At 65.4% G+C, this 26,895-nt stretch carries 27 protein-coding genes; 7 read left to right on the plus strand and 20 right to left on the minus strand.

Annotated features, from left to right (window positions below):
- Positions 1–129: 129 nt before the first annotated feature.
- The 9 genes from ilvA to RMCB_RS35620 form a co-directional block, all read right to left on the minus strand.
- Positions 130–1,407, minus strand: a complete 1,278-nt coding sequence (ilvA, locus tag RMCB_RS35580) for a threonine ammonia-lyase IlvA (protein ID WP_062832521.1) — start codon at positions 1,405–1,407, stop codon at positions 130–132.
- Positions 1,408–1,435: 28 nt separating this feature from the next.
- Positions 1,436–1,873, minus strand: a complete 438-nt coding sequence (locus RMCB_RS35585; protein WP_029367168.1) for a nitroreductase family deazaflavin-dependent oxidoreductase — start codon at positions 1,871–1,873, stop codon at positions 1,436–1,438.
- 67 nt (positions 1,874–1,940) lie between these two features.
- A complete protein-coding gene (locus tag RMCB_RS35590) occupies positions 1,941–3,167 on the minus strand; it encodes a sensor histidine kinase (protein ID WP_234792370.1) in 1,227 nt (408 codons plus the stop codon).
- 2 nt (positions 3,168–3,169) lie between these two features.
- Positions 3,170–3,850, minus strand: coding sequence for a response regulator transcription factor (locus RMCB_RS35595; protein WP_062832545.1), 681 nt, complete (start codon positions 3,848–3,850; stop codon positions 3,170–3,172).
- 65 nt (positions 3,851–3,915) lie between these two features.
- On the minus strand, positions 3,916–4,206 hold the full coding sequence (locus RMCB_RS35600; RefSeq protein WP_072278616.1) for a ferredoxin: 291 nt from the start codon (positions 4,204–4,206) through the stop codon (positions 3,916–3,918).
- Positions 4,203–5,357, minus strand: a complete 1,155-nt coding sequence (locus tag RMCB_RS35605; RefSeq protein WP_062832522.1) for an NADH-ubiquinone oxidoreductase-F iron-sulfur binding region domain-containing protein — start codon at positions 5,355–5,357, stop codon at positions 4,203–4,205. Before RMCB_RS35605 ends, RMCB_RS35600 begins: the two co-directional genes overlap by 4 nt.
- Complete coding sequence (locus RMCB_RS35610; RefSeq protein ID WP_062832523.1) at positions 5,354–5,917, minus strand: ferric reductase-like transmembrane domain-containing protein; 564 nt, start codon at positions 5,915–5,917, stop codon at positions 5,354–5,356. The genes RMCB_RS35605 and RMCB_RS35610 overlap by 4 nt, the downstream gene beginning before the upstream one ends.
- Complete coding sequence (locus RMCB_RS35615) at positions 5,914–6,876, minus strand: FAD:protein FMN transferase (protein ID WP_234792371.1); 963 nt, start codon at positions 6,874–6,876, stop codon at positions 5,914–5,916. Before RMCB_RS35615 ends, RMCB_RS35610 begins: the two co-directional genes overlap by 4 nt.
- Positions 6,873–7,352: a hypothetical protein gene (locus tag RMCB_RS35620; protein WP_062832524.1), complete on the minus strand. Its 480-nt coding sequence runs from the start codon at positions 7,350–7,352 to the stop codon at positions 6,873–6,875. Before RMCB_RS35620 ends, RMCB_RS35615 begins: the two co-directional genes overlap by 4 nt.
- A 91-nt stretch (positions 7,353–7,443) precedes the next feature.
- On the opposite strand from RMCB_RS35620, the gene RMCB_RS35625 reads away from it, so the two are divergent.
- Positions 7,444–7,884 carry a lipoprotein LpqH gene (locus RMCB_RS35625; protein ID WP_051243448.1) on the plus strand — a complete coding sequence of 147 codons (441 nt, stop codon included), beginning with the start codon at positions 7,444–7,446 and terminating at the stop codon, positions 7,882–7,884.
- An 11-nt stretch (positions 7,885–7,895) separates the two neighbouring features.
- Here RMCB_RS35625 and RMCB_RS35630 read toward each other — a convergent pair whose 3' ends face one another.
- Positions 7,896–8,300: an SRPBCC family protein gene (locus tag RMCB_RS35630; RefSeq protein WP_029367176.1), complete on the minus strand. Its 405-nt coding sequence runs from the start codon at positions 8,298–8,300 to the stop codon at positions 7,896–7,898.
- A gap of 30 nt (positions 8,301–8,330) precedes the next feature.
- Between RMCB_RS35630 and RMCB_RS35635 the strand changes: the two genes are divergently transcribed.
- Both RMCB_RS35635 and RMCB_RS35640 read left to right on the plus strand, forming a co-directional pair.
- Positions 8,331–9,083, plus strand: a complete 753-nt coding sequence (locus RMCB_RS35635; protein ID WP_234792372.1) for a hypothetical protein — start codon at positions 8,331–8,333, stop codon at positions 9,081–9,083.
- Positions 9,084–9,117: 34 nt separating this feature from the next.
- A complete protein-coding gene (locus RMCB_RS35640) occupies positions 9,118–9,951 on the plus strand; it encodes a class I SAM-dependent methyltransferase (protein WP_062832525.1) in 834 nt (277 codons plus the stop codon).
- Positions 9,952–9,972: 21 nt separating this feature from the next.
- Here RMCB_RS35640 and RMCB_RS35645 read toward each other — a convergent pair whose 3' ends face one another.
- Positions 9,973–10,362, minus strand: coding sequence for a MerR family transcriptional regulator (locus tag RMCB_RS35645; RefSeq protein ID WP_062832526.1), 390 nt, complete (start codon positions 10,360–10,362; stop codon positions 9,973–9,975).
- A gap of 62 nt (positions 10,363–10,424) precedes the next feature.
- Here RMCB_RS35645 and RMCB_RS35650 point away from each other — a divergent pair, with 62 nt between their 5' ends.
- The gene (locus RMCB_RS35650) at positions 10,425–10,880 is read left to right on the plus strand and encodes a PPOX class F420-dependent oxidoreductase (protein ID WP_062832527.1); all 456 of its coding nucleotides are present in this window, start codon (positions 10,425–10,427) and stop codon (positions 10,878–10,880) included.
- 141 nt (positions 10,881–11,021) lie between these two features.
- Here RMCB_RS35650 and RMCB_RS35655 read toward each other — a convergent pair whose 3' ends face one another.
- The 4 genes from RMCB_RS35655 to RMCB_RS35670 form a co-directional block, all read right to left on the minus strand.
- Positions 11,022–11,621: an HdeD family acid-resistance protein gene (locus RMCB_RS35655; protein ID WP_109784535.1), complete on the minus strand. Its 600-nt coding sequence runs from the start codon at positions 11,619–11,621 to the stop codon at positions 11,022–11,024.
- Positions 11,622–11,975: 354 nt separating this feature from the next.
- Positions 11,976–15,533 carry a DNA polymerase III subunit alpha gene (dnaE, locus tag RMCB_RS35660; RefSeq protein WP_062832528.1) on the minus strand — a complete coding sequence of 1,186 codons (3,558 nt, stop codon included), beginning with the start codon at positions 15,531–15,533 and terminating at the stop codon, positions 11,976–11,978.
- Positions 15,534–15,603: 70 nt separating this feature from the next.
- Complete coding sequence (locus RMCB_RS35665) at positions 15,604–16,248, minus strand: TetR/AcrR family transcriptional regulator (RefSeq protein WP_062832529.1); 645 nt, start codon at positions 16,246–16,248, stop codon at positions 15,604–15,606.
- A gap of 69 nt (positions 16,249–16,317) precedes the next feature.
- The gene (locus RMCB_RS35670; protein WP_062832530.1) at positions 16,318–17,124 is read right to left on the minus strand and encodes an SDR family NAD(P)-dependent oxidoreductase; all 807 of its coding nucleotides are present in this window, start codon (positions 17,122–17,124) and stop codon (positions 16,318–16,320) included.
- 264 nt (positions 17,125–17,388) lie between these two features.
- On the opposite strand from RMCB_RS35670, the gene RMCB_RS35675 reads away from it, so the two are divergent.
- Positions 17,389–19,200, plus strand: a complete 1,812-nt coding sequence (locus RMCB_RS35675) for a CocE/NonD family hydrolase (RefSeq protein ID WP_084388714.1) — start codon at positions 17,389–17,391, stop codon at positions 19,198–19,200.
- Between the two features lie 10 nt (positions 19,201–19,210).
- Here RMCB_RS35675 and RMCB_RS35680 read toward each other — a convergent pair whose 3' ends face one another.
- On the minus strand, positions 19,211–19,714 hold the full coding sequence (locus tag RMCB_RS35680; protein WP_062832532.1) for a DUF2505 domain-containing protein: 504 nt from the start codon (positions 19,712–19,714) through the stop codon (positions 19,211–19,213).
- A gap of 84 nt (positions 19,715–19,798) precedes the next feature.
- On the opposite strand from RMCB_RS35680, the gene RMCB_RS35685 reads away from it, so the two are divergent.
- Positions 19,799–20,221: an SRPBCC family protein gene (locus RMCB_RS35685; RefSeq protein ID WP_062832549.1), complete on the plus strand. Its 423-nt coding sequence runs from the start codon at positions 19,799–19,801 to the stop codon at positions 20,219–20,221.
- 9 nt (positions 20,222–20,230) lie between these two features.
- Here the strand turns inward: RMCB_RS35685 and RMCB_RS35690 are convergent, their stop codons facing one another.
- From RMCB_RS35690 to RMCB_RS35700, 3 genes are all read right to left on the minus strand, one after another.
- Positions 20,231–20,590 carry a DoxX family protein gene (locus RMCB_RS35690; protein ID WP_062832533.1) on the minus strand — a complete coding sequence of 120 codons (360 nt, stop codon included), beginning with the start codon at positions 20,588–20,590 and terminating at the stop codon, positions 20,231–20,233.
- 36 nt (positions 20,591–20,626) lie between these two features.
- The gene (locus RMCB_RS35695; protein ID WP_084388713.1) at positions 20,627–22,306 is read right to left on the minus strand and encodes a PE-PPE domain-containing protein; all 1,680 of its coding nucleotides are present in this window, start codon (positions 22,304–22,306) and stop codon (positions 20,627–20,629) included.
- A gap of 359 nt (positions 22,307–22,665) precedes the next feature.
- On the minus strand, positions 22,666–24,312 hold the full coding sequence (locus RMCB_RS35700; RefSeq protein WP_062832535.1) for a PE-PPE domain-containing protein: 1,647 nt from the start codon (positions 24,310–24,312) through the stop codon (positions 22,666–22,668).
- A 256-nt stretch (positions 24,313–24,568) separates the two neighbouring features.
- Between RMCB_RS35700 and RMCB_RS35705 the strand changes: the two genes are divergently transcribed.
- Positions 24,569–26,047 carry a flavin-containing monooxygenase gene (locus RMCB_RS35705; protein ID WP_109784539.1) on the plus strand — a complete coding sequence of 493 codons (1,479 nt, stop codon included), beginning with the start codon at positions 24,569–24,571 and terminating at the stop codon, positions 26,045–26,047.
- A gap of 7 nt (positions 26,048–26,054) precedes the next feature.
- Here RMCB_RS35705 and RMCB_RS35710 read toward each other — a convergent pair whose 3' ends face one another.
- A complete protein-coding gene (locus RMCB_RS35710; RefSeq protein ID WP_062832537.1) occupies positions 26,055–26,885 on the minus strand; it encodes a class I SAM-dependent methyltransferase in 831 nt (276 codons plus the stop codon).
- Positions 26,886–26,895 lie beyond the last annotated feature (10 nt).

Below are 26,895 nucleotides of genomic sequence, written 5' to 3' on the forward strand. Positions count from 1 at the left end.
GCCGCCTCGATGACCGCCAGGACGATGAGCGCCGCGACCGCGCCAAGAGCTACGTCGCAACCGAATGCCGCACCCCTGGCGACTACCCGAAACCGGAAGCCGCCGAGGGGAACACGACCAGCCCGACGCTCAGGTCAGGTAGCGGTACGTCGGGGACCCGGGCTCGAGCAGCTCGACGTGGATGTCGGAGGCGTCCATCCGCGCCAGCAGACCTTCGAGGTCGGCCGCCGAACTCAGTTGCACACCGCACAGCGCCTCACCGGTCTCCCGGTTGTTGCGCTTGACGTACTCGAACAGGGTGATGTCATCGCCCGGCCCGAGCACCTCGTCGAGAAAGCGCCGCAGCGCGCCGGGCTCCTGGGGGAAATCCACCAGGAAGTAGTGCTTGAGGCCCAGGTGGACCAGCGAGCGTTCCAGCACCTCGTTGTACCGGGAGACGTCGTTGTTGCCGCCGGAGATCAGGCAGACCACGGTGGAGCCGGGCTCGATGTCAGCCTCCAGCAACGCCGCCACCGACAAGGCGCCGGCCGGCTCGGCGATGATGCCCTCGTTCTGGTACAGGTCGAGCATCGCGGTGCACACGGCGCCCTCGTCGACGGTGGTGATCGACACCATGTCGCCTGCCGCGGCCAGTGCGGCGTAGGGCCGCGCACCCGCCCGGGCAACGGCGGCCCCGTCGACGAACTGGTCCACATGCTCGAGGGTGACCGGCTCGCCTGCCGCCAAGGCCGCGATCATCGACGCCGCCCCGGCCGGTTCGGCACCGAGCACCGAGGTGCTGGTGGTGCGCTCGGCCAGATAGGTGGTGATGCCGGAGATGCAACCTCCGCCGCCGACGGGCACGATCACCAGATCGGGTTCGGTGTCGAGTTGCTCCAGCAGTTCGGCGGCGATGGTGCCCTGCCCGGCCATGGTGCGCAGGTCGTCGTAGGGCGGTACTAGGGTGGCGCCTGTGCGTGCCACGTCGTCGAGCGCCGCCGCGGCGGCCTGGTCGTAGGTCGAGCCGATGGCGATCAGCTCGATGAACTCCCGGCCGTGATACCGGATGCGGTCGCGCTTCTGCTTGGGGGTCTTGGCAGGCACGTAAACCCGGCCGTGGATACCCATCGAACGGCACGCCATCGCAAAGCCCTGCGCATGGTTGCCGGCCGAGGAGCACACCACGCCGGCGGCCTTCTCGTCGTCGGAGAGCTGCGCCATCAGGTTGAACGCACCACGTACCTTGTAGGACCGCACCGCCTGCAGGTCCTCACGCTTGAGGTACACCGTGGCGCCGGTGGCCTCGGACAACCGCTCGCAAATCTGCAGTGGGCTCTGCGTGACCACGCCGGAAATTCGCCGGGCAGCCTCGTCGATATCGGCCGCGCGAAGCGGCGCCGACGTACGGGGGCTCAGTTCGGCAGTCACCGGTCAATAGTGCCACCGGCCAGCGGTTTCACTTCACCGGGGTGAGCACGAACACCGGGATCTGCCGGTCGGTCTTCTTCTGATACTCGGCGTAATCCGGGAATGCCGCCACGGCCCGGTCCCACCACGCGGCTTTCTCGTCGCCGAACACCTCGTGTGCCTCGTAGTCGCCGGACACCGTCCCGTCCTGTAGTTCGACCCGGGGATTCTTCTTCACGTTGTAGTACCAGACCGGGTTCTTGGGCGCGCCACCCAGCGAGGCGACCACGGCGTACTCGCCGTTGTGCTCGACGCGCATCAGCGGTGTCTTGCGGATCTTGCCGGTCTTGGCCCCCACCGTGGTCAGCAGGATCACCGGCCTGCCGTTGAGTTCGGTGCCTGCGGTGCCCCCGGACGACATGTAGGTCTCGGCGTTCTCCCTGGCCCAGTCGGATGTGCTCGGTTCGTATTCTCCAGTCAGCGGCATGTGGCCAGCCTAGAACCGCGGGCTACAGAATTGGTTCGACTTCCGCGGCTCCCAACCGGTAGCACCGTCATCCCTTCGTCGCTGCAGGCAGCGTCAGGGTGAACGTCGCACCGTGTCCGACTTCGGACGAGACCGCGATATCACCGTCATGTCCGTGGGCGATGTCGCGGACCAAGGCCAAGCCGATGCCGTGCGGTTGGCGGCCCGGGGCGCCGCCATGCGAAAAGCGCGCGAACATGGTCGACATGGTCTGAGGGTCGATGCCGGCGCCGTCGTCAGCGACTGTGACGATGACGTGTCCGTCGTCCCGGCGCACATGTACATCGACCGAGCCGCCCTCGTGTTCGTGGGTGAGCGCGTTGTCGATCAGCGAGGTAAGTGCCCGGCGCAGCGCCGCCGCTGACCCGTTGACCTCCGCCGCGGGGTGGTCGACGGACGTGAAAGATATTGTGACGCCGAGAGATTCGGCGTATGTCCGCATACTGTTACATACCGCGGTTGCCAGCTCCGCCACGTTGACGAGCTGCCTGGGGGTTGCGCCGGCCGTCATCGTCGCCGACGCAAGCAGGTCTTCGACGACATCGCCGAGAACCCGTGTGTCGGCGACCAAGGCGTCGGCGTCGTTCTGGAGCCCAGCCCGGTCACCGTCGCTCACCCGACTGGCCAACAGCTGAGCTCGGGTGTGCAGCACGGTCAACGGTGCCCGCAGCTCATGAGAGGCGTCGGCGATGAATCGGCGTTGCAGGGTGAGCGCCAGCGCAAGTGGCCGCACCGACCGTCTCGTGAAGAGCACCACCACGGCAATCGAGGCCAGAATGCCCGCCAGTTCGGCAAGCCCCAGCGACAGCAGCACCCCGTTTCGACCCGCTCGATACGGCGCCAGGTCCAAGAGCGCCACCACGGTCCCCTCGGGCCGCGCCATGACATACGCGCGCATCTCGGTATCGCCGACTTTCAGGTCCGAAAACCCGGCCGGCCCTGCGAGCAAACCGACGCCGGGCTGGCCTCCGTCGCTCACCGACACCTTGCCGGTGTTGTCTCGAAGCACCAGTTCCATACCGGGAGGCGGATCGTTGACGTCGTCGGCGGTCGCAGCCACCGCCTGCAGTTGGCTGTTGATCTGCCTGTTCTGGGTGCGGACGTCGACGAAGAACACGACCGAGCCGACCACGAGCAGCACTGCGGCCAGAGCCGCGGAGGCCTGGACGGCGGCGACGCGCCCGGCGCGTTGAACGATCGTGAGATCGTCGGCTGCGTCCAGCTGTGTCGAACGGTTGGCGTTGCGGCGCAGCATGGTCACTCCAGCCCGAACCGATAGCCCGACCGGTGAACCGTCCGGATCACCTGCTTGCCTAGCTTCCTGCGCAGATAGTGCACGTAGGAGTCGACGGCGCCCGGTGACTCCGCGCCGTCGAACACCAGCTCGAGCAGTTGGCCGCGGCTGAAGACCCGCCGCGGCGCCGACATCAGAACCGCCAACAACGACGCTTCTCGCTCCGAGAGTTCCACTTCCGCGCCGCCTGGGGTGTTGCCCGACACCCGCCGGCTGACGCGGTCCAACTGCAAACCGCCCGCACGAACTGTCGCTGCGGTGCTCTCCGGGCGCCGCAGCAGAGCGCGGACCCGCGCCAGCAATTCGGGGATCTCAAAGGGCTTGACGAGGTAATCCTGTGCGCCGGCGTCGAGACCATGGACGCGATCGACAATGGAACCGCGCGCAGTCAGCAGCAACGCCGGCGTGGGAATGCCTCGGGACCGCAGGAGGGCGATCAGGTCGGATCCGTCCATCACCGGCAGGCCGCGGTCGACGATCATCGCGTCGTATTCCCCGGTGAGCGCGCGGTGCAGACCCTGCTGACCATCCAGAGCCGTGTCGACCCGGTATCCCTGTTGGGCGAACAGCTCGGCAAGCATGGCACTGAGCGCACGGTCGTCCTCGACCAGCAGGAGCGCCGGCTGCGGCTGAGGCGAGGGCACGTAGCGAGGGTCCCACGCGATGCCGTCCTGCGGCTGTGAACCGCTCGCAGCGTAGGCGTCTCGGGTCACCGGCTTCGTCGGGTCCGGCGGTGTACCCCGGTTGCGCGCTGCTCCCCCGCGGTCGGCCTCGGCGTGGTCAGCGAAAGTGCCAGCCGCGGGCATCGCGCGACGGCGGCGCGGGCGGCGTCGACCGCATCGTCGGGAATCACGGGCTCTCGTGAACCGGACGGCGCAAGCGGGTAGCCCCATGGATCGCGGTCGAGCACCGCAGGCAGGAGTTCTGTACACAGTCCCCGCCCGTCGCACCGGGTCCAGTCGATATGCAGCCGCACCCGCGGCTTGGCCGGGGGTTTCACTGACCACCGGCCCGGTGTGCAGGGCCGAATGTCTCGAGAGCGCTACGGATCATTCGGGTGGCTCCGTCAGGATGCCGGCAGGCTCCCCGGCCGCCGACCAGGTCGAGCAGTCGGTGGATCTCCGGCACTCCGGCATGGTCGGCGGGGTCGAGTACGAGCCTGTCGAGCAGATGCACCAGGCGCGGAAGCCCGATGCGGCAGGGGCCACATTGGCCCGCGCTCTGTTCGGCCAGATAACCGGCGATCTGCGCGGTTCGGGCCAGTCCGCATTCCCGCGCGCCGAGCGCGTGCACGATGCCCAGGCCCGAGACCGGCACGGAGTCGAATTCAGAGGCAGGGACCCATGTCCCGTGATATCCCCCGACGAGTGCGGCTTGCACCGTCAAAGGGTCGGTGGCACCGCACCGCCCGATCAACTCGGCCACGGTGACATTGGTCGCGACCTCGACGACACCCTGCTCGATGACGGCGCCGGACAATGTCACAAGCATGGTTCCGGGATTCTGCGGGTCTCCGACGGACCTGAACCATGCCGGTCCGAATCGTGCGATCAAGGCGATATGTGCCAGTGTCTCAACGTTGTTGACCAACGTGGGTTTTCGTCGCACGCCGGATTCCACGGTGAGCATCACGCGGTCACGCGGTAATGCCGGACCCCCTTCGATGCGTCTGACCAACGCGGATTCTTCGCCTGCGATGAACCTCTCGGGTGCCTCGACGATCATGGGTTCACGCCCGCAGATCCCCGCCTTACGGCGCTCGTCCAGCGCGCGACGCATACCCTGCACGGCTTGTGCCGGTAGGTACAGGTAGATCCTTTCGGCACTGACCGCACTGGCCGCGAGGTCGAGCCCGTCGAGCACCAGGTGCGGTGCTCGAGTGATGAGCGCCGCGTCCTTCCGGCTGAGGGGCTCTCCCTCGGCACCATTGGCCACGACGACCGGTTTGTCTCCCATGACTGACGCCATCTTGCGGGCTGCGGGAAAACCGGCTCCGCCACGGCCGCGCAAACCGGCCTCCGCGAGCACCGAAAGTAATTGGGGTCTCGACAGTTTCGGTACGGCACCGAGCCGCCGCTGATGCGCTGCCAACCCAGATTCACCACCGACCAGCAGGCGCGACAACCCTGACTGGCCCTGCCGCAGCGTCATGACGCGCGCCCGGAAGCTCGCGCCTTGGTGTATTCGGTGAAGTTGCTCTGCAGCCGCCACACCAGAGCAGCACCCACCGTCACGACACAGCAACTGGCGAACACCAAGAACCACACGGCATAGACGTCGGTCCCGTTGCCCAACGCGTGGGCCAGGGCAATCGGCCACAACGCATAGGTGATCCAGTGGACGGTGCGGAACACCCGCACACCAAGACGGTGCCGCAGCAGACTGGTGGCGATCACAACAATCAACAGGTCGAATGCCAACGTTCCCAACCCTTGCCACAGTGGCCGATACCGCCCGAGAAACGGCACGGCGAGATCGACCAAACGCAACTGGGCGTACGGATCGAAGAACAGCAGCCCCAGGTGCAGGACAACAAGCAGCGTTGCGGCCAAGGCGGCGAAACGGTGTACGTCGGTGACTGCGAACCGCGGCAAGGCCAACAGCGAACGCCCCGAGCGGGTTCCGATCCCCAATGCCACCGAGACAGTCAGGAAAGCCAGCGCGGTGACCCCGGTTCCGCGCCCGAGCGCCCAGAGGGCTTCGTCAGTCATCGGTCCACCTCACGCGGTCCGGCCGGCCAGCCGCCGATCAGGTACTCGAGCATGTCCCGGTCCACCAGCCGTGCGGTCGTATCAAGGCTCGCAATCCATTTCAGTGCGCGCCAACCGCGAACGATCGCGGCTGTGCTGATGGTGTTGGCGGCGAAGCAGGTGCGAGCGGCAACGGTGACGGTGCGCCACACCGGGTTTGCCGGTAGGCGCGTCCGTGGGTCGAGGATGTGATGCATCAGCTGGTCGCCGCGGGGCCACCGCCGGCGCACCGTGCTCGACGTCGCGAGGGCCGCGCCGGACGGTAAACCTATCGAGCTGGCAGGGTCGCCGTCGAGGTCTTGGACCAAGATCTGCCAACCGTCCTCCGGTGCGGTGCCTGCGGTCGCGATGTCGCCGCCCAGGTTGACCAGCACGCCGCTCGCCGTCGCGATATGAGCACGGTCGGCGCACCGGTCCGCGGCGATGGCCTTGGCGGTCGCACCGAGATCGAGTATCACGCCGGCAGGTACCGAGGCGACGCGGTCATGCAACGTGACCATCGACCACTTCGCGGGGATCGCGGCGGTGTGGGCGAACCTCGTGATCGCATTCCCGCCGGCGTACTCGTTGTCGACGTACTCGTTGTCGTAGCCGAGTTCGATCATCGCCGAGCCGACGGTGGGATCGACGTCGCCGTCGGTGAGGCGCGCTGCGGTGAGCGCGGCGTCGAGCAAGTCGGCGAGCACCTCGGACACCTCGGTGGGCTGACCCCCCGACCGTGCCAGGGCGTTGATTTCGGAGTCCTGACGGAAGCGCGACGCAGCTGCTTCGATGACGTCGAGTTCCGCCTCGACTTCACGGCGGGCGACCTCAAGACTGCCAGGATCGGTGACGACGATCTGCATGCTCATGCCCCATCGCGGCCACTCGATGCTGAAGGTTTCCGCCGCGGCGGCCGGCGGATGCTCGCGGCCGATCATGATCCGCGTGAACGTGAGACGTGCGGCGAGAAGTTGGGTGACACGACGGTCGCGGGAGTGAGCGTGCGACGCTGAGTTGTGCGGGGTGCGACCGTCGTCGGCGCGGCGGTCTGGGTTGCGACGGGCGCTTGGGCCGGGGTGGTCTGACGGGAGTATGTCGGTGCCGGCGTGTAGGTGCGTACGGGCGTCTGGACAACGGTGGTCTCGGTGCTGGTGTCCGGCGGCGGGCTGGGCGCAGGCGGCGGGGACGACGGAGCCGGCGGCATCGCGGCGGGCGGCGGCTGGGGAACAGCCGGGGCGGGGTCTGCACCCTGGCTCGGCAGGGCCTGGTCGGCGACATCGGCGACGGGCTCAGCGGGCCTGGCCGTATCGCCGTATGCGAGGGCGGAGGCACCGGCGACACCTGCTGCCCCAAGGCCGGCCAGGGCCCAGGAGGCCACGGCGGCCCGGCGGAATCCCGAACGCGGTGAGTTCATAGCGCCCGATGCTGACAGCCGGTTCTTCGAACATTCCAAGAACTTCGGGGAATCGCGGCTAAACGGCCCGGCAAGGGGTAAACCCATTCTTATGCGCCATGTCCAACGGCGGATGCGGTCGGCGGGAGCGCGCACCGTGGTGATCGCCGCTCTGCTGGCAAGTGCGTGCTCGGCCCAGTCCGGACCGCCCGCCGGCGGGAACACCGCGCGCATCACGATCAACGGGCAGCAGTCCTCCACCGCCTTTCCCATCGACTGCACGCAGCGAGCCTGGTTGTGGATCATCGACTCACTGCAGAAAGAACCTGGCTTCACGGCGATGGTCGAGACGGGAACCGGCGTGACCCCCAAGGCGGTTCGCCTGCGCAGCGTCGATGGATTCACCGGCAGTTGGGCCGAAGGCCGGGCCGGCACCGCCGAGGCCAGCATCGACGGGTCGACGTTCACCATCACCGGCACGGCAAGCGGTGCCAACGACGACCGCCCGACCAGACCGGCCGATGTTCAGTACCGGCTGGAAGCCCGCTGCTGAACCCCCCGCGGTCACTGACCTTCGAGCAGGTCGCGAAGGGTCTGTAGGTCGGCGGTCACCGCGGCGACGTCGGCGTCGAAGTCCTCATCGGAGACCCCGGGACGCTGCCGCACGGTGAACACCACCTCACACTGTGCTGCCCCGGGGGCGGCTGCCACCACCCGCATGGGGTTGTAGACCTCCTCACCGGACGGCAACCGCACCACATGATCGAGGACGCCGAACGTGTTGGGCGGGCTGAACTGTACGGTCACCTGGCCCATCGGGGAGTCCGCGACCCAGCCGTCGGCCGACTGCCGAAGTGATCCCTCAGCCAAGCCCGCCGCCCAGCGCGACAACTCGTGCGGGTCGGCGGCGAACGCATACACCACGTCGGGCGCGGCATCGATCCAGACACTGACATGACGACTCCGCATGTTCACAGCGTAGGCAGCCACACTGACACGATGAACGGTCAGGCGGACGTACCTCGTGAGCCGCACACCCCGGTGGAAAAATTCGTCGCGCGCGCGGAGCGGTTGGCCGCGGAAACCGGCCATCACGTGCCGTCGTGGCTGCGGCCCGGTGACCCGGAAAGTCGGCTGCCCGTCCTGGTGGCACTCGTCGCAGCCCTGGCCCTGCAAGTGGCCATCCCGCGCAGCTACACGGTGGTGCCCCGGTGGCCGCTCATCGTCGCAGAGCTGCTTTTGCTGGCTGTCCTGGTGTGGCTCAACCCGATCCGGTTCACCCGCTCGACTGTCCTCGGCCGGTACGCCACGTTCGTGCTGTTGGCCGCGATCACACTCGACAACACGCTCTCGGCGGTCTTGCTCGACGTGAAGATCCTCTCCGGCGCGGTCAGCAACAAGGCAGCGATCCTGTTGGGCAGCGGCGCAGCCATTTTCGTGACCAACATCATCGTGTTCGGCATCTGGTACTGGGAGCTCGACCGCGGCGGGCCGTTCGCACGGCAGACCGGCAAGCACCCGTATCCCGATTTCATGTTCCCCCAGATGGGCAATCCCAATGTCGCCAAACCGGATTGGCGCCCGACCTTTGTCGACTACCTCTACGTGAGCATCACCAACGTGATGGCCTTCTCTCCTACCGACACCATGCCGTTGGCGCGGTGGGCGAAGATGGCGATGGCCGTTCAGGCCATGGTGGCGCTGTCCACCGCCGGGCTCGTAATCGCCAGGGCGGTAAACGTTTTGGGCTGATCGTTCAGTGTGGCGACGGGTGTACCGTCGCACTATGCGCACTGTCGTCACCGACCTGACCCCCGTCGAAGAGACCGCCCTGCTGACGCTGTACGCCCGGGCCTCGGACAATCGGGCGCCGCGCCCGATACTCGGCGATGTGCTGGCCGATTCGATCGTCGACGACATCGAATACGACTTCGCAGGCCTGGGTGTGCAAACCAGCGTGGTGTGCCAGACGGCGCTGCGGGCCAAGATGCTCGATGACCGGGTGCGTAGCTTCGTCTCGGCGCATCCGGACGCAGTCGTGGTCGATCTCGGGGCAGGTCTCGACAGCGGCCTGTACCGGGTCGCGCCACCACAGTCGGTCGACTGGTACCACGTCGACCTGCCCGGCATCAGCGCGCTACGCGCGGGCCTCCTGCCGCCGGATCCGCGGTCGCACATCGTGGCTGCGTCGCTGGCCGCTGCGGACTGGGCAGCGGCGATTCCGGCGGACCGGCCCGCCATGCTCGTGGCCGATGGGTTGTTCGCATTCCTCACCGAACCGGTGATCGCCCGGATCTTCCGTGGCATCACCGGGCACTTCCACAGTGGCGAAATCGCTTTCAACGACTACGGTGGCATCGGCTGGTTGAGCCGCGCAGCGCTCAAACTCTATCCGCGGAAGATGTTCAAAGACGTTGGCAGTCAATGGGGTTATCTCGGGTTCAAAGATGCTCACCACCCGCAGAATTGGAATCCGCGGCTGACCCTCGTCGAAGAAGCGAGCCTCACCCACGCCGCCGAAGTCGACCTCTTTCCGGGGTGGCTGCGCATCGCCACCCGCCTGATGGGCAAGACCAAGGCGACGGCGCGCAAGGGAAGGATCCTGCGTTACCGGTTCTGACGCAGAGCCGCCGGCATTGCGTCAGATCGGCAGCGCTCGATGGATGCCGCAGGTGCATGCATCGATCGACGGACATGTACAGCGCATGCCCCACTCGATGATCGCCCTGGCCCGAGTCAGTGCTTCGAGTTGTTCATCGATGCTGGCGAGCTTGGCGTGGGCGAGGGACCGCGCGGCCGGCCGGCCCGGGGTGTCGTCGCCGATCAGCTCGGCGACCTCGTCGAGTGTGAAGCCGGCTGCCTTGCACAAGCGGATCACTTCCAGGCGCACCAGCACCGACTCCGGATAGCGGCGCTGACCTCCCACGCGTTCCGGCGCCGGTATCAGGCCGATCTGCTCGTAGTAGCGCAACGTGGTCTGGGCGACACCGCAACGTCGTGCCACGTCTCCGATGGTCAATCGGGTGGTCATTCCGGCGCTCCTCACGCGTGCTGCTTGACTTAGAGTCAACTCTAAGTTGTTGACTTGGCCCCATGCCAGATGCCATCGCACCCAGCCTGAGTCGGTCCCGCTACGCGCTGCTTCGGACGTATCGCCGTGACGGCAGCCCCGTCGACACCCCGATCTGGTTCGCTCACGACGCCGACGCCATCGTGTTCCGCACCAAGATCGGGCCGAAGACCAAGCGGCTGAGCGCACGTCCCGACGTGGAACTCGTCGCCTGTGACTACCGCGGCCGCGTCACCGACCACGCCTCCTTCGCCGGTCGGGCCACCGTCTTGTCAGGCGCCGCCGCGCAGCAAGCCAACGACCTCCTGCATCGGCGGTACGGATGGCAGTGGAACATCGTGCCACTGCTGAAGATCCCGGGCGTCACGAATGTGCACCGCGACCTTCCACTGTGCGAAAAGCTGCGGCGGGCGCGCGATCGCGGTGTCTGGTCCGACAGCGCGATCGTCCGCATCGATCTCACCGACCGGGCAAGCTAGCCCAGGCGCAGCCACGCCTTGAGCGCCCATCAAAGCCGACGGGGGCGTCACCCAGCGACTGATCGAACTCCGGCGGGCCATCGCGATCATCGTCGTGATGGCCCGCCGCGAGGTTCCGACGTGGATTACCTGACTTCGTACTCAAGCAGCGGCGTGACTGGCCAAGCCTTCTAGCCTGTGCTCGGTGTGATTGATCGCGCGCCGCGCCCGGAACGCCCACACAACCTGGGTGATGCCGATGACGATCAACCAGGCGCCGGTGACAATGGCCAGAATCAGGATGGACGCGAACGGCGAGGCAAGCACCACCATGCCGGCGACCACACTGATCACGCCAAGGAACACATGCCAGCCGCGGTCGGGCAGATCGGAATAGCTGACCGCCACTGCTGCCTCGGCAACCCCTTGGAAGATGAAGCCGACGCCTATCCAGATGGCCAGAAACAGGATCGGGTAGCCCTGGTCGAGGTGACGAAACGCCAGCACTCCCAACACCAATGACAGCGCACCGCTGATGAACCACAGCACTCGACCACTGGCCGACTGATGGATGCTGAATGCCACGACTATCTGCGCGATTCCCGAAACCAGCAGGTAAGCGCCGAACAGTATCGCCGCGACGTCGACCGAGATCGCCGGCCACGCCAGCACCAGAACACCCGCGCAGAGTGTGACCACACCCCACGCCAACACGGACTTCCACAGATTGCCGAGCAATCTCGCGGTTTGCACGGTAGTCATGATGCTGAACCCTCGAGACTCTTGACGCGTCCAGCGAGGTCCGTCAGGGAATCAGACAATGTATTCACCACTCTGCTCCTCTCACAGATCGGTTGTCCGACACCGCAGACTTTTCTCGTCACAAGACGCCGGCCGTAGGGTAAAACGTCCCAACTCGACAGGCATGTTGTCCGTGACTGGAGAGTGCTCGGAGCTTTTCGCACATCGCCAGACCTGAATTTCCGCAGAGCCGGTCGCCCGTGGATCAGCACGGGACCGGTCAGTGAGCGCAGCTAAGCCGCCGACGCAGCACCCCATACGACAATGGCGGTGGAATGTCGTAGCACTGCGACGTTCCCGGGCAGGCTAGTACAGCTAGCCCAGGCAGCCCGGGCCCAGCAGCGCCTTGAGGTCGCCCATCAAAGCCGACGAAGGCGTTACCCGCAGCGACTGGTCCAGCTCCAGTGTGGTGATGCGCTCACCGCTGATCAGCCGGAGATGGACCTGCGCAGTACCCGGATGGTTCGCCAGCACCTGCTTGAGTGCGCTGACCTTGTCGATGGTGCACTGCCGGGTCGGCAGACTCACCGCAAGAGGCCGGTCAGCCTGAGCGCTGGTGAAGTCCGGCACCACCAGCTCGTGGGCGATCAGCGAGATGCGGTCGTCACGCGCGGCCACCTTGGCCTTGACCAACACCACCACGTCGTCGGCGATCTCACCGCCGAACAGCGAATAGGTCTGGGGGAAGAACAGCACCTCGATACCACCGGTGAGGTCTTCCAATTGCGCTGAGGCCCAGGGCAATCCGTTCTTGTTGACGCGGCGGTTCACCGACGCGAGGATGCCGCCGACCACCACTTGGGCGTCGTTGGGGACGTCACCGTCGAGGATCGCCGGGATCTGGGTGTCGACCTGATTGGCCAGCAGGTGAGCGACGCCGTTGAGCGGATGGCCGGAGACATACAGGCCGAGCATCTCACGTTCCAGGGCAAGCTTGTGCTTGTCCTCCCACTCGTCATCGGGAACTTTGATGGTGAACGCGGCGTCCCCGGCGTCGGCGGCATCTCCCCCGCCGAACAGGTCGAACTGGCCCATCGCCTCGGCCTTCTTGGTACCGAGCACCGAATCGACGGCGTCGGTGTGCACCAGGAACAGCCCTTTGCGTGGGTGACCGAGTGAGTCGAAGGCGCCGGCCTTGATCAGCGATTCGGTGACCTTCTTGTTGCAGGCCGCGATGTCGATCTTGTTGAGGTAGTCCGAGAAGTCGGTGTACTTGCCTTTTTCGGCGCGGGTACTGACCAGTGACGCAACCACATTCGCGCCGACGTTGCGCACTGCGCCCAGGCCGAACCGGATGTCGGCGCCCACCGAGGCGAAGTTCTGCACCGACTCGTTGACGTCGGGCGGCAACACCGTGATGCCGAGCCTGCGGCAATCGGCGAGGTACACCGCGGCCTTGTCCTTGTCGTCGCCGACGGAGGTGAGCAGGCCCGCCATGTACTCGGCCGGGTAGTTCGCCTTCAGGTACGCCGTCCAGTACGACACCAGACCGTAGCCGGCCGCGTGCGACTTGTTGAATGCGTACCCGGCGAACGGAAGAATGGTGTCCCACAAGGCTTTCACCGCGGCCTCGGAGAACCCGTTGGCCGTCATGCCCTCCTTGAAACCCTTGTATTCGGCTTCGAGGACTTCGAGCTTCTTCTTACCCATGGCCTTACGCAGCGCATCGGCCTTACCCATCGAGTAGGAAGCAACCTTCTGCGCGATGAACATGATCTGCTCTTGGTAGACGATCAGGCCGTAGGTCTCGGCCAGGATGTCCTTGAGCGGCTCTTCGAGCTCCGGATGAATCGGTTTGATGGCCTGCCGGCCGTTCTTGCGGTCGGCGTAGTCGTTGTGGGCGTTCATGCCCATCGGACCGGGGCGGTACAGCGCCAGCACCGCGACGATGTCGTTGAAGCCCGTCGGCTGCATGCGGCGCAGCAGGTCGCGCATCGCGCTGCCGTCGAGCTGGAACACTCCCAGCGTGTCGCCCCGGCCCAGGAGTTCGTAGGCCGCCGGGTCATCGAACGGCAGCGTTTCCAGGTCGAGATCGATACCCCGGTTGGCCTTGATGTTCTCGATGCAGTCACCGATGATCGTCAGGTTCCGCAGGCCCAGGAAGTCCATCTTCAGCAGGCCGATGGCCTCACACGACGGGTAGTCCCAACCGGTGATGATCGCGCCGTCCTGCGGGCGCTTCCACAGCGGGATGGCGTCGATGAGCGGCTCGGAGCTCATGATCACCGCGCAGGCGTGCACACCGGCGTTGCGGACCAGGCCCTCCAGACCACGTGCCGTCTCGAAGATGGTCCGCACATCGGGATCGGTGTCGATCAGCGCGCGGACCTCGGCGGCCTCTTTGTACCGTTCATGGCTGGGGTCGGTGATGCCAGACACCGGGATGTCCTTGGCCATGATGGGCGGCGGCAGCGCCTTGGTGATCCGGTCGGCGATGGCGAAGCCCGGCTGGCCGTAGTGAACGCGAGCCGAATCCTTCAGTGCCGCTTTGGTCTTGATGGTGCCGAAGGTGATCACCTGCGCGACCCGGTCGCTGCCCCACTTGTTGGCGGCATACCGCAGCATCTCGCCGCGGCGACGGTCGTCGAAGTCGATGTCGATATCGGGAGCCGACGGGCGTTCGGGGTTGAGGAACCGTTCGAACAGCAGTCCGTGCGGGATCGGGTCGATGTTGGTGATGCCCAGCGCGTAGGCAACCAGCGATCCGGCGGCCGATCCACGACCCGGCCCCACGCGGATGCCGACCGAGCGGGCGTAGTTGATCAGGTCGGCGACGATCAGGAAGTACGACGGAAAGCCCTTGTCGCAGATGACCTTGATCTCGTAGGTGGCGCGGTCGGTGTACTCGGAGGGGACGGCCCCGCCCCCGACATGGGCGAAGCGGCGTTCCAGCCCGGCCTGTACCTCGTGCGTCAGCCAAGACGCCTGGTCATGTCCTTCGGGCACCGGGAACACCGGCATCCGGTCGGTCGGCGTCCACACATCGGCGTAGGACTGCACGCGCTCGCCGATGAGCACCGTGGAATCGCAGGCCCCCGGCACCTGGGAATCCCACAGGGCGCGCATCTCTTCGGCCGACTTGAGGTAGTAACCGTCGCCGTCGAACTTGAACCGGTTCGGGTCGGACAGTGTCTTGCCCGTCTGGATACACAGCAGAGCTTCGTGATTCTGCGAGGCCTCGCGCGTCACGTAGTGGCAGTCGTTGGTCGCCAGTGGCGGGATTCCGAGCTTCTGCCCGATCTCCAGCAAGCCCTCGCGGACCCGCCGCTCGATGTCGAGGCCGTGGTCCATCAGCTCGAGGAAGAAGTTCTCCTTGCCGAAAATGTCCTGCCATTTGGCCGCGGCCGCCAGTGCCTCGTCGCGTTGACCGAGCCGCAGCCGGGTCTGCACCTCGCCGGAGGGGCAGCCGGTGGTCGCGATGACACCCTGGGCATGTTCGGCGATGATCTCGGCGTCCATACGGGCCCATTTGCCGAGCTGACCCTCGAAGGAGGCCAGCGACGACAGCTTGAACAGGTTGCGCAGACCGGTCGCGTTCTCCGCGACCATTGTCATGTGGGTGTAGGCGCCACTACCCGAGACGTCGTCGCCCTTCTGGCTCGGGTCGCCCCATTGGACTCGCTTGGTGTCGAATCGCGAACCGGGAGCGATGTACGCCTCGATCCCGATGATCGGCTTGATGCCTGCCTTGGTTGCCGAGTTGTAGAACTCACTGGCCCCGAACATGTTGCCGTGGTCGGTCATGCCGATCGCCGGCATGCCCAGCCTCTGGGCCTCGGCCAGCATCGGTGTGATCTTCGCGGCACCGTCCAGCATCGAGTACTCGGTGTGATTGTGCAGGTGTACGAAGGACCCCGAAGATGAACCGCTCATAGGGTGGCCAGTCTATTGCGGACCACCGACACATCCGGGCGTGTCGCCGAGCGTGTCTGGCGAGCACCGCTCAACAGGCTTGCGAATTCCCGCCCAGCAACCCACTGTCGAGCACGGCATCGAGTTGCCTGGCAACCGACACATAGTCGCACGGCGCGTCCACGCCAACCCATACCCCGACCCCGCACAGGATGGCGTGGAGCAGCTCGACGATGGCCGTGGCATCGGTGTCGGCGGGCAGGTCACGCCGGGCGACCGCGTCGCCGACCACACTGAACAGGAACGCGCGGGTGGCCGTCACGGTGGCCGTCGGCAGTGCCGGGTTGCGCTCGGCCTCCAGACGCACACTGACCAGAAACGCCACGAAGGAGCTGTCGCGGTGCCCGACCTCGAGCACCGCCGTCACGAACGCGCGCAAACGATTGACCGGTAGCTCATGCTGTTTGGCCTGCTCGATGCAGTCGACGAGCACCGAGTGCGCCTCGTGAACCAACTCCCCGTACAGGTCGTCCCAGTCGGCGAAGTAGTAGTTCAGGGTGGGCCGGCTCAGCTCGGTCCGGCGGGCGATCGCCTGAAAGGTGGCCGCTCCGTACCCGTACTCGGTGATGATCTCGCGGCCCGCGCGCACGATGCGGGCTCTGGTCTGGGCGGCGTCCGCCCCGACCGGCCTGCCCGGTTTGCGGCGGCGCTGTGCACGTCCGCTCCCGTAGCCCATGGGCAAACGCTAAAACATAGCTAAATGTCGGTCAACACCTTCACTCGCAAACTACGGCGAAAACGGACATCACGCGGAGTCATAAGTGCGGATGAAATCGCGCTGCTTGCGGCTGCGGAGCAGCAGGTTGTCCAGATGCACGCCCAGCGGACGCACGACGTTGAGGAAGTTCCACCGGCCGGGAATGATCACGCGCACCTTCTCCCGCTCGACGGCGCGGAGCACTCCCGCGGCCGCCTTCTCGGGACTGATGCGCAGCCGCTCACTGGAGCGGGTCGGCGGCACGTTCGTGAGCCTCACCATCGCCGTGTCGACCGGACCGAAGTAGGCGATGGTCACGCCGACCCCGTACGGGGAGAGCTCGATCCGCAACCCGCGGCCGAGCATCTCCACCGCCACCTTGCTGGTCGAGTAGGCGACACCGCCCAGCGTCGGCAGCAACGTCCCGAACTCACTGTTGGGCGGCCACCCCATCGAGGACACCAGAACAGCGTGACCGCGCGACGCGATGAGCGGATCGATCGCGGGCTCGAGGGTGTTGAGAGTCCCGATGAGGTTGACATCGATGACCCGCTGCGCCGTACCCGGTTCCAGCACCCGCAGGGTCGCGGGCCGGTGCGTGATGCCCGCGGTGCAGAACACGAGATCGAGGCGGCCGAATTGTTTGACGACCCGGTCGACCGCTTCGGCCATCGCTTCGCGGTCGGCGACATCGGCTCCGATGGCCAGCGCGGCGCCGCTGCCGAGCGCCGCGTCCTCATCGATATCGACGGCGCACACCATGGCGCCCCGCTCGGTAAGGAGCCGGACCTCAGCGCCTCCGATCCCGCCGCCTCCCCCGGTTACCAGCGCGACTGCGCCCGAAAAATCTCGCATCGAAACGGGACCTCCGCGTTGGTTTTCCACTGCCGACGGACACTTCTGACCCTACCGGGCACACAGGACCAGTATCGGCCAATCGCGCAGTTGGACCTCACGATTCGGTCCTCAGCGTGCGCGTGCCCTCTATGCTGGCCCCAACACGGTCGACGCGGTCGCAGCACACCATCGATATCGCGGCTACCAGGAGGTGGCGCAGTGGGCGACGGGTCCGATGCCATCTGGCCGGATGCCGGTTGCCCGCGACCGGCGCCCCGGGGAATGGCTTCGTCCTCTTGCTATTTGGCGATGCGGGACGGTGTCCAGCTCGCTGTCACAGTGCATCGCCCCGCTGCACCGACGGGGACGGCGCTGCCGACCATCGTGCATCAGACCCGGTACTACCGGGCGATGGAACTGCGGTGGCCGTTGCGAATGCTGCGGGGCGGCAAGCCGTTTGACCACATTCGCTCCACGGCCGTATGCCGTCGTCGCTTCGTCGCCGCCGGTTATGCGTGGGTGGACGTCGACGTGCGCGGATCCGGCGCCTCATACGGCCACCGGGTCTGCGAGTGGTCCCCCGATGAGATCCGCGACGGTGCAGAGGTTGTCGACTGGATCATCCGCCAGCCCTGGTCCGACGGGTGCGTCGGTGCGCTGGGCACCTCCTACAGCGGCGCTGCTGCGGAGCTTCTGCTGGTCAACCAGCACCCCGCGGTGCGCGCGGTGGCGCCCCGATTCTCGGTCTTCGACGCATACACCGACATCGCGTTCCCTGGCGGCATCCACGGCGCCCGGTTCACCGAGACCTGGGGACGCTACAACGCCGCGCTCGACCGCAATGCGCCCCATGAGGTCGCGGGGTGGTGGGTCAAGCTCCTGGTGACCGGCGCGATGCCGGTCGACGGCGACCGTCGCGGTCGGCTGCGCGCCGGCGCCGTCGCCGCGCATCTCGACAATTACGAAATCCACCCCCAGGCCCTGTCATTGACGTTCCGTGATGACGTGGCACCGTCGGATCCCTACCGCCACGGCACCGCAGATGGCCCCGCTCCGATCGGTACACCCATCGATCCGTGCGGCAGCATCAACCGGTTCAGCCCGCACAATTACCGTCGCGACATCGAAGGGTCAGGCGCCGCGATCTACGGCAGCGGAGGCTGGTTCGACGGTGCCTACGCTCATTCGGCGATCAAGCGCTTCTTGTCGGTGGCCACGCCGGGCAGCCGACTGGTCCTCGGCCCGTGGAACCATGGCGGCCGCTGGCACATCGAACCTGGTCGTACACCGGCGCTTTCGGCATTCGATCACGAAGGCGAACTGCTGCGGTTCTTCGACCACCACCTGAGAGGCCGCGACAACGGCATGGCGACGCAACCCGTCGTGCATTACTTCACCATGGGCGAAGGTCGCTGGAAATCCGCATCGTCCTGGCCGCCACCGGCCGACGTCCTCACGTACTACGTCGCCGCCGACCGTCGGCTGACCGTCGAGGCCCCCGAATCCGGTCCGCAAGCTGCTGACGACTACCAGGTCGACCTGACTGCGGGTACCGGCGAGCGCTCACGCTGGCGCACGCAGGTGGCGATCGGGGAAGCTGTGCGTTATCCCGAACGCGGCACCGCAGACGAGAAGTTGCTGACCTACACCTCTGGCGCCCTGACCGACCCGCTCGAGGTGACCGGACATCCCCTGGTCACTCTGTTCGTCACCTCGACAGCAACCGACGGCACGTTCTTCGTCTATCTCGAGGATGTGGACGCCCGAGGCTCAGTCTCCTACGTCACCGAAGGCGAACTGCGCGCGCTCCATCGACATCTGAGTACGGACGCGGCACCCTACCGGCAGACCGTTCCGTACCGGTCCTTCAGGCGCGCCGACGCGCAACCGCTTGCCCGCGGGGAGATCGCGGAGCTGAGGTTCGATCTCCTGCCGACGTCGTATGTGTTCAAGGCCGGTCACCGTATCCGGATCGCCATCTCGGGTGCTGATGCCGATCACTTTGCGGTACTGCCCGGCAGCGCACCTGCCATCCGCGTTCACCGCGACGGCGCACACGCGTCTCGGGTCGAATTGCCGGTCGTCACGCGCTGAACGGGAATTGTCAACGCCTTTCGGCGATCCACTCAGAGGTGAAGTTCTGTATCGCGGGGATCCCGTCGCAGAACTGACGCCCCAGATAGTCCTCCAGCTTGCCGCCGACGAACGGAACGGCCACCCGAACCGTGGTGCGGCAGAAGAGCTCCGAACCGGCGTTCTGTGATGTGAGGGTAGCCGTTCCGTGCGCCGACACGGGCGCGCCAGGCACCGCCACGCGGATATCTCCCCTGGCCACGTCACCGCCGGGTCGCCACGCCTCGTCGCGCACCATCGTCAGATCGCCGCGGTATAGCTGAGTCACCAGTGTCGGCAGCCGGTCGCGCAGAAGGCGCAGCGTCACGGTCACCATCACCGCACCTGCCGCATCGACCTCAAGGCGATCGAGAGTGGCCCCAGCGCCCGCATAGGCAGCGAGCCGTGCCTGCCAATAATCCCGGTCACCGAATGCCGTGAGGATCTCGGCGACACCGGCGGCAGATTGCACCGACACGTCGAAGGACCGCGCCATACCAACACCGTAATGCCGATACCCGGTGGACTCAACCTGACCGGATCCGAACCAAAGTTCTTGCGGCAGTGGGATCATCAGCGCATGGCTAAAGCGCGCCGGTCCTTTGAAGGATCAACGAGAAGTTCGGCGTCCGCATCGCGGGTGTGGGACGTGTGGACCGATCCGCCTCGATGGCCGGGCGGCATCATCGAATCGGCATCGATCGACCGCGAATTCGGCCTAGGCGCCCGGATTACCGTGAAAGGCAAGGGCGGACCGGCAACCGCTTCCACCGTGACCCAAGTGGAGTCACCGAGGCTGTGGACCGGCACCTCCTCGTTTCCCGGACTGTCCATGCGCTTCGAGCATCAGATCGACCCTGTTCCCGACGGGACGATCTTGACCGAACGGGTGATCATGGCAGGTCCGCTGGCAGGCGTGGCCGCCATGTTCATCGGCCCACGCCTGGCGACCGCGTTCGTGTCGTCGACCGGGCGCATCGCCGAAATCGCCGAGCAATCCTGATAATCGAGGTCATACCGCGACGAGGGCGAGCTGCCCCGCGAAGACGAATGCGGTAACACAGAAGACCACGACCGCGGGCAGCGTCGCCACAATCGAATCACGTACGCGCCGATGTGCTATCACGGCGCCGATCATCATCAGCAGGAACCCGACTGCTGCGGCGATGCCCAAAGGCCGCCAGAACAGTCCGCCGATCAGCCCGATCGCACCCGCCAGTTGGCACGCCCCGATGAACTGGCTGAGCCCGCGCGACAGTCCCAACCGCTGCCCGTTCTTGCGTGCTTCCTCCAGATAGAACAGGTTCAGGATCGCGGCGACACCGAGATAAACCGCCAACACGATCGAGGCCACCACCACCGCGATACTCATCCGATCCCCTATCGAAGCGTCGCCACTGCGTTGGGTCTAGCTTCCTCCTGAACTGCCCGCAGCGCCAGACTCGCTTCCAGATGTACCGCCGCCGGTATCAGATTGTGGCGTACCGGTATTCGTGCCCGCGCCGGTGCCGTCAGTGCCTGCAGTCGATGGGCTGACCTTGTTGCCGGTGCGGGTCCCGTTCAACGCATCCTTGACCTTCGCCACAGCATCGGTCACCGCGCCGTTGATCTTGGCAGTCACGGTCTTCAGGCCCGACAGCGCGGGCGATCCGCCGATCGGACCTCGCACCACATTGGTCTGAGGCTTCTTCGGCGCCTGCGGCGCATCCTGTGTTGTCGCGGGCGATACCGGATCATGTGCGCCCGACGCATTCTGCCCGGATTCGGAGGTACCCGCCTGGTCGGCTGAACCGGCCGGATCCTCGCCGGCGGCCGGTTCGTCGAGTGTTTTCACGGCCGTCAGCTGCGCACCGCCGTGTGGCGCCTCCTTGTCGGTGGTGGGCTCCTGCTGCTTCGCCCCCGTCAGCTGTTGCCCACCTGGCGGCTGCGGCAGCGCCGAATCGGCGGCCAGTGAGCTGATCGGGTTGATATGCACGGTGTTCAGCGCTTCGAGACGATGGATGGTCTCTTTCAACCCGGCGGCGACAGCATCGGCATCGGCCTCCCACCGCGTGACCGGCGGCAGCAACTCGAGATGTTGCGGCTCTGCCGGATACACCCCACCGTTCGGCGGCCGGTTGTAGCCGGTCTCGATGATGGCCCGTAGCAGCGGATCAAGTGCTTTGACGATCTCTGGGGGCACCCCGAGATCCAACAGCGGCCGGGTCAGTGGCAGCTGTCCCTCGGGATTGCGAATCACCACGTCGGAGATGTTGCCATTGGTCGTCACGATGTAGTGCGCGGGATCTTGCTGTGCCAGCGCCACATCCGCGGAGCTAATGGTGCCGTCGTGGTTGAGGTCGAAGTCCACGTCCTGGTAGTAGCCGTTGTGAACGTAGACGAAGCCGAGGGCGGCGTTGGCCCAGGCGATCGGATTGAGCACATACTGTGGTACATCCGATGCACCGTCATACTGCTTGCTGATCTGAATCACCTGCGGACCGTTGGGGTCTGGGTTCATCGAAGCGCCGAAACTCAGTCCGATCAGTGGTACGTACACGCCGGCAGGCAGCCGCGCCCACAGGCCGCCGTCGTTGCGTGCACCGTTGCCGACCAACACGAACGTGATGTTCGAGGTGTCGTATCCTTCGGCCTCCAGCTGGCGGATCGCCTCGGATTCTGCGTTGGCGCCTTGCGAATAACCCACGACGTAGATGGGGTCGTTCGGGTTTTGCGCCCGTGCGTCTTTGATGGCCGTGATGGTGTTCTGGGTCGCGATCGTCCGCGATGCGTCATAGGTGGGGTCGGTGAGCCCGGTCAGGATTCCGAACGATCGCGGGTACTGCACGTAGTAGTTGCCGCCCGCACCTGGGGTCGAAACATAGTCGTAGCCCTGGTCGAGGGCACCGCTCAGAGTGCCGCGCATCCGGTCTGGCGCTTGGGAATTGCCGGTGGGAATGATGTCCTTGGTGCCGTCGATGAAGATGCTGGTCGCCGCAAGGAGGCGGACCATCGGCGCGTTGGCGTCGACGACGTTGACGAACCCGACCAGACCGGCCACTTCCAGCGCGACTCCGGCGGTCACGTACGACACGGTTCTTGTGCTCATGCTGAGCTGTCGATGATTTCCCACGCGTTCCTCCACCCCGACTCTTGGAATTAGCTGGCCGGTGAGATCCGGCGATAAGAGCCTAACGCGCTTGCTGTGAAATCGCTGTAGTTTCCGCTGGGAATTCCTGACAGCGAACAGCCTGTCGCTGCGGGTTAGTCATATGCGAAGTCAGCACCCAACGTTCCCATATCACTGGGCATTCACGGATGCACGCGCAGCGATGACCGAGCAGCGCACCGCCCGCGAGATACCGGGAAAGGCACGATCACCGGCCCGCGCCGAGACCGCGTCACGATGGTCATCGCACGCCCTGCGACATCTCTATTCTGTGTTTGCTGATATCTCCTTCGGAGTGTTCAGGCGCCGGCCCCTGCAGAGCTGCTGGTCGCCGCGTCGCTTTGAGTCTTCGCGCCCGCGGGCTTGGTGCCAAGCGCCTTTTCGATCGACGTGATCGTTTTCGTCACAACGCTCTTCAGCGATGACGTGGGGTCCTTGGTTCCCGCCGACACCGACTTCCCGCTTGTCGTGGTCGTCCCACGCACCACGTTCATCTTCGGCTTGGTCAACAGGGGCAGCAATGGCGGAAGGGACGGCTTCGTCGCCTCGGGCTCGCTGGTGGTGGATGCTCCTTGCGTGGCAGAGGCGGATTCCGCGGAGCCGGTCGGCGTCGTCCCGGTCGGTTCCGTGCCGACCTCGCCGGTGCCCGAGCCGCCCGTCTCCGGCGGCGCCGGTGTCTGCGTCGACAGAGCTGATGTCTGCGTGGCCGATACCTGCTGCGGTTCAGTCGGATTCGCATTTCCGGTCTGCGACTGCCCGCTCAGGAGCGACGCTGCCGCCATGACCTGTGAGAGCGAAACCGGTGGCGGAGGCTGGTTCGGTAGCGTCACCGGCGGACCGAAGATGCCGTAGGCGCCCTGCCCTTGCACATACGCCGGCGGCGTTCCCGGAACGCGCTCCCCCGCGAGATCCTCCAACCCGATGAACAGGCCCGTGGGGATGGCAACGGCAAGGGCTGCGGCGAACTTCACGGGATTCGGAAAGTAGAAGATGTTCGCGGGCGTCGGCTGCCCCGGGTTTATGGTGCGGTCGTAGCCGGATTCGATGAGCACCCGCATGACGGGGTCCAGTGTGTCGGCGATGATCGGGCCCGCACCGGGAATCTTGGCGATGGGCATGAGCAGCGGCACCGGGTAGGTCGGTATCAGGTAATAGGCCGTATCGCCTTGGCTGCCCTGGTAGATGGCGCTGTTCGGGTCGACATTCTGGTAGTTCGGGTGCACCAGGACCAGGCCGGCCGCGGCGTTCGCCATGGCGAACGGGTTGAGCGGGTTGGTCGGGAAGTCTGCGAAACCGTCGTACTGTTGGGCAATGTCGTAGGTGGTGATCTGGCCCGGCGCGGCACCCGCGGTGGTCGTGGGAGTAGCGCCGCTGAAGGTGAAGTCCAAGCCCGGGATGTAAAGCCCGCGGAACCGTTCCAGGGCACCACCGTTGGGACGGTTGCCGTTACCGATCAGGACGAAACTGACAGCGGGCGGCGTCCCTGGATTGTTGGCCCAGTATTGATTGAAGCTCCGCTTGTATTGCGTCGCGACATTCGCCCCCTGGGAGTATCCGAAGATCACACTTCCGGAATCGATGGTTCCCGGAGACGGTAACGCCGCCACACCAGCGGCCACCGCGTCGTCGTAAGTCATGGCGTGGAAGTAACCCACCGAAACGGGCCAGAAGCTGGCGGGATAGTTGACGAACACATTCGGTTGTCCGGCCGGTGGATTGACCGTGGCATCGATGTACGGCGTCGCCAGGTCGATGTTCTGTTGCGGCGTGTCGAGCGTGCCGCAGTAGGGCCTGCAGAACGGCTGGGCGTATTGAGTGCCCCTGACGATGTAATTCGATGCCGCGGTGAGGGTGAACACCGAGGTCATCGTCGCGGTGAGGGCCAACAGGACCGCAGCTCCGAGTACCAACAGTGCCACCAGAACTGACCGAATGAAGACACGCATGATGAACCCGCTTGATTGTGGTGTGCAGTTTGGCTCGCCCCGACTTGCGATACCCCTGCATCATCCACCACGTGCGCCCGGAAATGTGCTGTGTCCGGCAAATTGATGCTGTGAATCTCGTTGGGTGACGGCGAAATATCGTGCTAGGGCGAGAAACTGTTTGTACTCGCAACCAAGTGCGACTTTCGTGGTCTCCCCGCAGATCTCGATCTTATTTCGCCTCATTATGCCGACGCTCTGCGAGTACCGTATGTGTGTGACCGCAGAAGGATTCGACGCCGTCATCGTGGGCGCCGGCTTCGCCGGTATGGGTGCAGCCATCCAGCTCAATCGCCTCGGATTCGACAACCTGACCATCCTCGACCGCGAAGACGATCTGGGTGGAACGTGGTATGTCAACCACTATCCCCGGCTGACTGTCGATATCCCCACCACGACGTATTCGTACTGGTTCGAACCCAATCCGTACTGGTCGAGGTTGCACGCCCCCGGCGACGAGTTGAAGAGATACGCCGACCACGTCGCCGAGAAATACGATCTTCGCCGCTACATGCGCTTCGGTACGACCGTCGAAAGTGCCCGGTGGGATGAGGATTCACAGCGCTGGCTGGTGGCTCTCGCCGGTGGCGCCACGCTGACGACGCAATTCCTGATCACCGCCACCGGCTACCTGTCGCAGCCGCGGGTCCCGGACATTCCCGGGATCACGGGTTTCGAGGGACGGATCATGCACAGCGCCAAGTGGGATGGCAGCTATTCGCTCGACGGCCGGCATGTCGCGATCATCGGAACGGGTGTGACCGCTGTGCAGTTGATCCCGGAACTGGCCGAGCGTGCGGCGGAACTGACTGTCTACCAACGGACGCCGATCTGGGTGGTGCCGCGCGTCGACTTCGCGATACCCGCCGCCGTGCAGCGACTGTTCGCCCGGTTTCCCCCGTCGCAGCGGCTGCTCAGAGTCATCACCGATGCCATCGCCGAGGCGGGAATCTTCACGGCGGTGGTGCATTACAACTGGTCCAAACCGCTGAATCGGTGCGCCGCCCAGGTATCCAAACTGCACATGTTCGCATCCGTGCGGGATCGGGCGACGCGGCGAAAACTGACTCCCGACTATGATTTCGGGTGCAAGCGCACCACCTTCTCCAACCACTACTATCGGACGTTCGCACTGCCTCACGTCCATCTGGAGACCACCGGCATCGCGCAGATCGAACCAGACGGAATCGTCAACGGCGAGGGACACAAGACCGTCACCGACACCCTCGTCCTGGCCACCGGGTTTGATCTTTGGGACGCCAATTTCCCGGCGATCGAGGTCATCGGGCGCGCGGGTACGAATCTGGGGAAATGGTGGCGGGAGAACAATTTTGAAACATACGAGGGCCTCTCGGTTCCCGGCTTCCCGAACTACCTGAACATGGCCAGCCCGTACGCCTTCACCGGCGCATCGTTCTTCACCATGACCGAGTACCAGATGCGGCACATGTCGCGGCTGTTCGGTGAGCTCGTCCGTCGCGGTGCTGACACATTCGAGGTCACCGCTGACGCCAGCGCGCAGTTCTACCGGCGGATTTCTCGTCGCCTCGGCGACATGGTGTTCTTTCGGGGCAACTGCGCGACGTCGCGGTCCTACTACTTCCGGGGTAACGCCACGATCACCCGGCCGACGTCGCGACGCAATGCGATTCGTGAAGCGATGAGATTTCCCCTGACCGATTACCGCTTCAGCTGACCGCGGGTCAGAACGCGTACCGGTGGAACTGAACGATGTTGCGCAACCCCGGGGTGCGGGCTGCTGCGGCCGCGAAACGCCGGTAGCCGTTCGGCAGTAGCTGGACGGTGCTCGCCTCGAACACCGAGATCGCGCACAACGATCGGGCCCGCGGAATCTGGCCGATGATCTCCTCCGGCGAATTCACCGCCCAGCCCAGATCAGAGCCCGACCACCGCACCACTTTGTTGTTCTTCGCCTGGGCGCGCCTACCGAATCGACTCCAGAAGTCGAGTTGCAGTTCCCCGGAGGGGAACCGACTGACCACGCGGCGCAGCAGGTCGATGCCGTCACGTTCGGTGAGATACATGCTGACGCCTTCGGCGATCAACAAGGCCGGACGATCGTTGGGAATGTTTCCGAGCCAGTTGGGGTCGGTGGCCGACGACGACACCAGATGATAGTTCTGGCGCGCCGGGTACAAGCGTTCGCGCAGTGCGATGACATCCGGAAAATCGATGTCGTACCACTCGACTTCGGGCCCGGGATCGACCCGGAACGCCCGGCTGTCGAGTCCGCACCCTACGTGAAGCACGATCGGTCTCTCGGCCACCGCGAGAAACTGCTGCACCCAAATGTCGAACTGGGCGGCGCGCACGGCGATCGAGGTCACCTGACGGCGACGCTGGCGGGGAACCGGACTGCGACTCCAGTCGTAATCCAGCTGGGCCATCAGCTGTTTGGCGAAGCGATCACCCAACACGGGACGTGCGGAATCTGCATCCAGCGCCTTCGCGTAGACCATGTCCAGCATGGTCTGCGGCGGTCCGCTCAAGTCGACGTGCATCTTGGTAGCCATTCGAACCAAC

It is taken from the genome of Mycolicibacterium brisbanense (assembly GCF_001570425.1).
Lineage (GTDB): Bacteria > Actinomycetota > Actinomycetes > Mycobacteriales > Mycobacteriaceae > Mycobacterium > Mycobacterium brisbanense.

Coding starts and splice junctions, on each gene's coding strand:
- RMCB_RS35650 (WP_062832527.1), top strand. CDS start 10,425: ATGCCAGATGCCATCGCACCCAGCCTGAGTCGGTCCCGCTACGCGCTG.
- RMCB_RS35590 (WP_234792370.1), bottom strand. CDS start 3,167: ATGCTGCGCCGCAACGCCAACCGTTCGACACAGCTGGACGCAGCCGAC.
- RMCB_RS35685 (WP_062832549.1), top strand. CDS start 19,799: ATGGCTAAAGCGCGCCGGTCCTTTGAAGGATCAACGAGAAGTTCGGCG.
- RMCB_RS35700 (WP_062832535.1), bottom strand. CDS start 24,312: ATGCGTGTCTTCATTCGGTCAGTTCTGGTGGCACTGTTGGTACTCGGA.
- RMCB_RS35670 (WP_062832530.1), bottom strand. CDS start 17,124: ATGCGAGATTTTTCGGGCGCAGTCGCGCTGGTAACCGGGGGAGGCGGC.
- RMCB_RS35625 (WP_051243448.1), top strand. CDS start 7,444: ATGCGCCATGTCCAACGGCGGATGCGGTCGGCGGGAGCGCGCACCGTG.
- RMCB_RS35585 (WP_029367168.1), bottom strand. CDS start 1,873: ATGCCGCTGACTGGAGAATACGAACCGAGCACATCCGACTGGGCCAGG.
- RMCB_RS35615 (WP_234792371.1), bottom strand. CDS start 6,876: ATGATCGGCCGCGAGCATCCGCCGGCCGCCGCGGCGGAAACCTTCAGC.
- RMCB_RS35690 (WP_062832533.1), bottom strand. CDS start 20,590: ATGAGTATCGCGGTGGTGGTGGCCTCGATCGTGTTGGCGGTTTATCTC.
- RMCB_RS35710 (WP_062832537.1), bottom strand. CDS start 26,885: ATGGCTACCAAGATGCACGTCGACTTGAGCGGACCGCCGCAGACCATG.
- RMCB_RS35665 (WP_062832529.1), bottom strand. CDS start 16,248: ATGGGCTACGGGAGCGGACGTGCACAGCGCCGCCGCAAACCGGGCAGG.
- RMCB_RS35645 (WP_062832526.1), bottom strand. CDS start 10,362: ATGACCACCCGATTGACCATCGGAGACGTGGCACGACGTTGCGGTGTC.
- dnaE (WP_062832528.1), bottom strand. CDS start 15,533: ATGAGCGGTTCATCTTCGGGGTCCTTCGTACACCTGCACAATCACACC.
- RMCB_RS35630 (WP_029367176.1), bottom strand. CDS start 8,300: ATGCGGAGTCGTCATGTCAGTGTCTGGATCGATGCCGCGCCCGACGTG.
- RMCB_RS35610 (WP_062832523.1), bottom strand. CDS start 5,917: ATGACTGACGAAGCCCTCTGGGCGCTCGGGCGCGGAACCGGGGTCACC.
- RMCB_RS35675 (WP_084388714.1), top strand. CDS start 17,389: ATGGCTTCGTCCTCTTGCTATTTGGCGATGCGGGACGGTGTCCAGCTC.
- RMCB_RS35680 (WP_062832532.1), bottom strand. CDS start 19,714: ATGGCGCGGTCCTTCGACGTGTCGGTGCAATCTGCCGCCGGTGTCGCC.
- RMCB_RS35640 (WP_062832525.1), top strand. CDS start 9,118: ATGCGCACTGTCGTCACCGACCTGACCCCCGTCGAAGAGACCGCCCTG.
- RMCB_RS35655 (WP_109784535.1), bottom strand. CDS start 11,621: ATGACTACCGTGCAAACCGCGAGATTGCTCGGCAATCTGTGGAAGTCC.
- RMCB_RS35620 (WP_062832524.1), bottom strand. CDS start 7,352: ATGAACTCACCGCGTTCGGGATTCCGCCGGGCCGCCGTGGCCTCCTGG.
- RMCB_RS35695 (WP_084388713.1), bottom strand. CDS start 22,306: ATGAGCACAAGAACCGTGTCGTACGTGACCGCCGGAGTCGCGCTGGAA.
- RMCB_RS35635 (WP_234792372.1), top strand. CDS start 8,331: ATGAACGGTCAGGCGGACGTACCTCGTGAGCCGCACACCCCGGTGGAA.
- RMCB_RS35605 (WP_062832522.1), bottom strand. CDS start 5,357: ATGACGCTGCGGCAGGGCCAGTCAGGGTTGTCGCGCCTGCTGGTCGGT.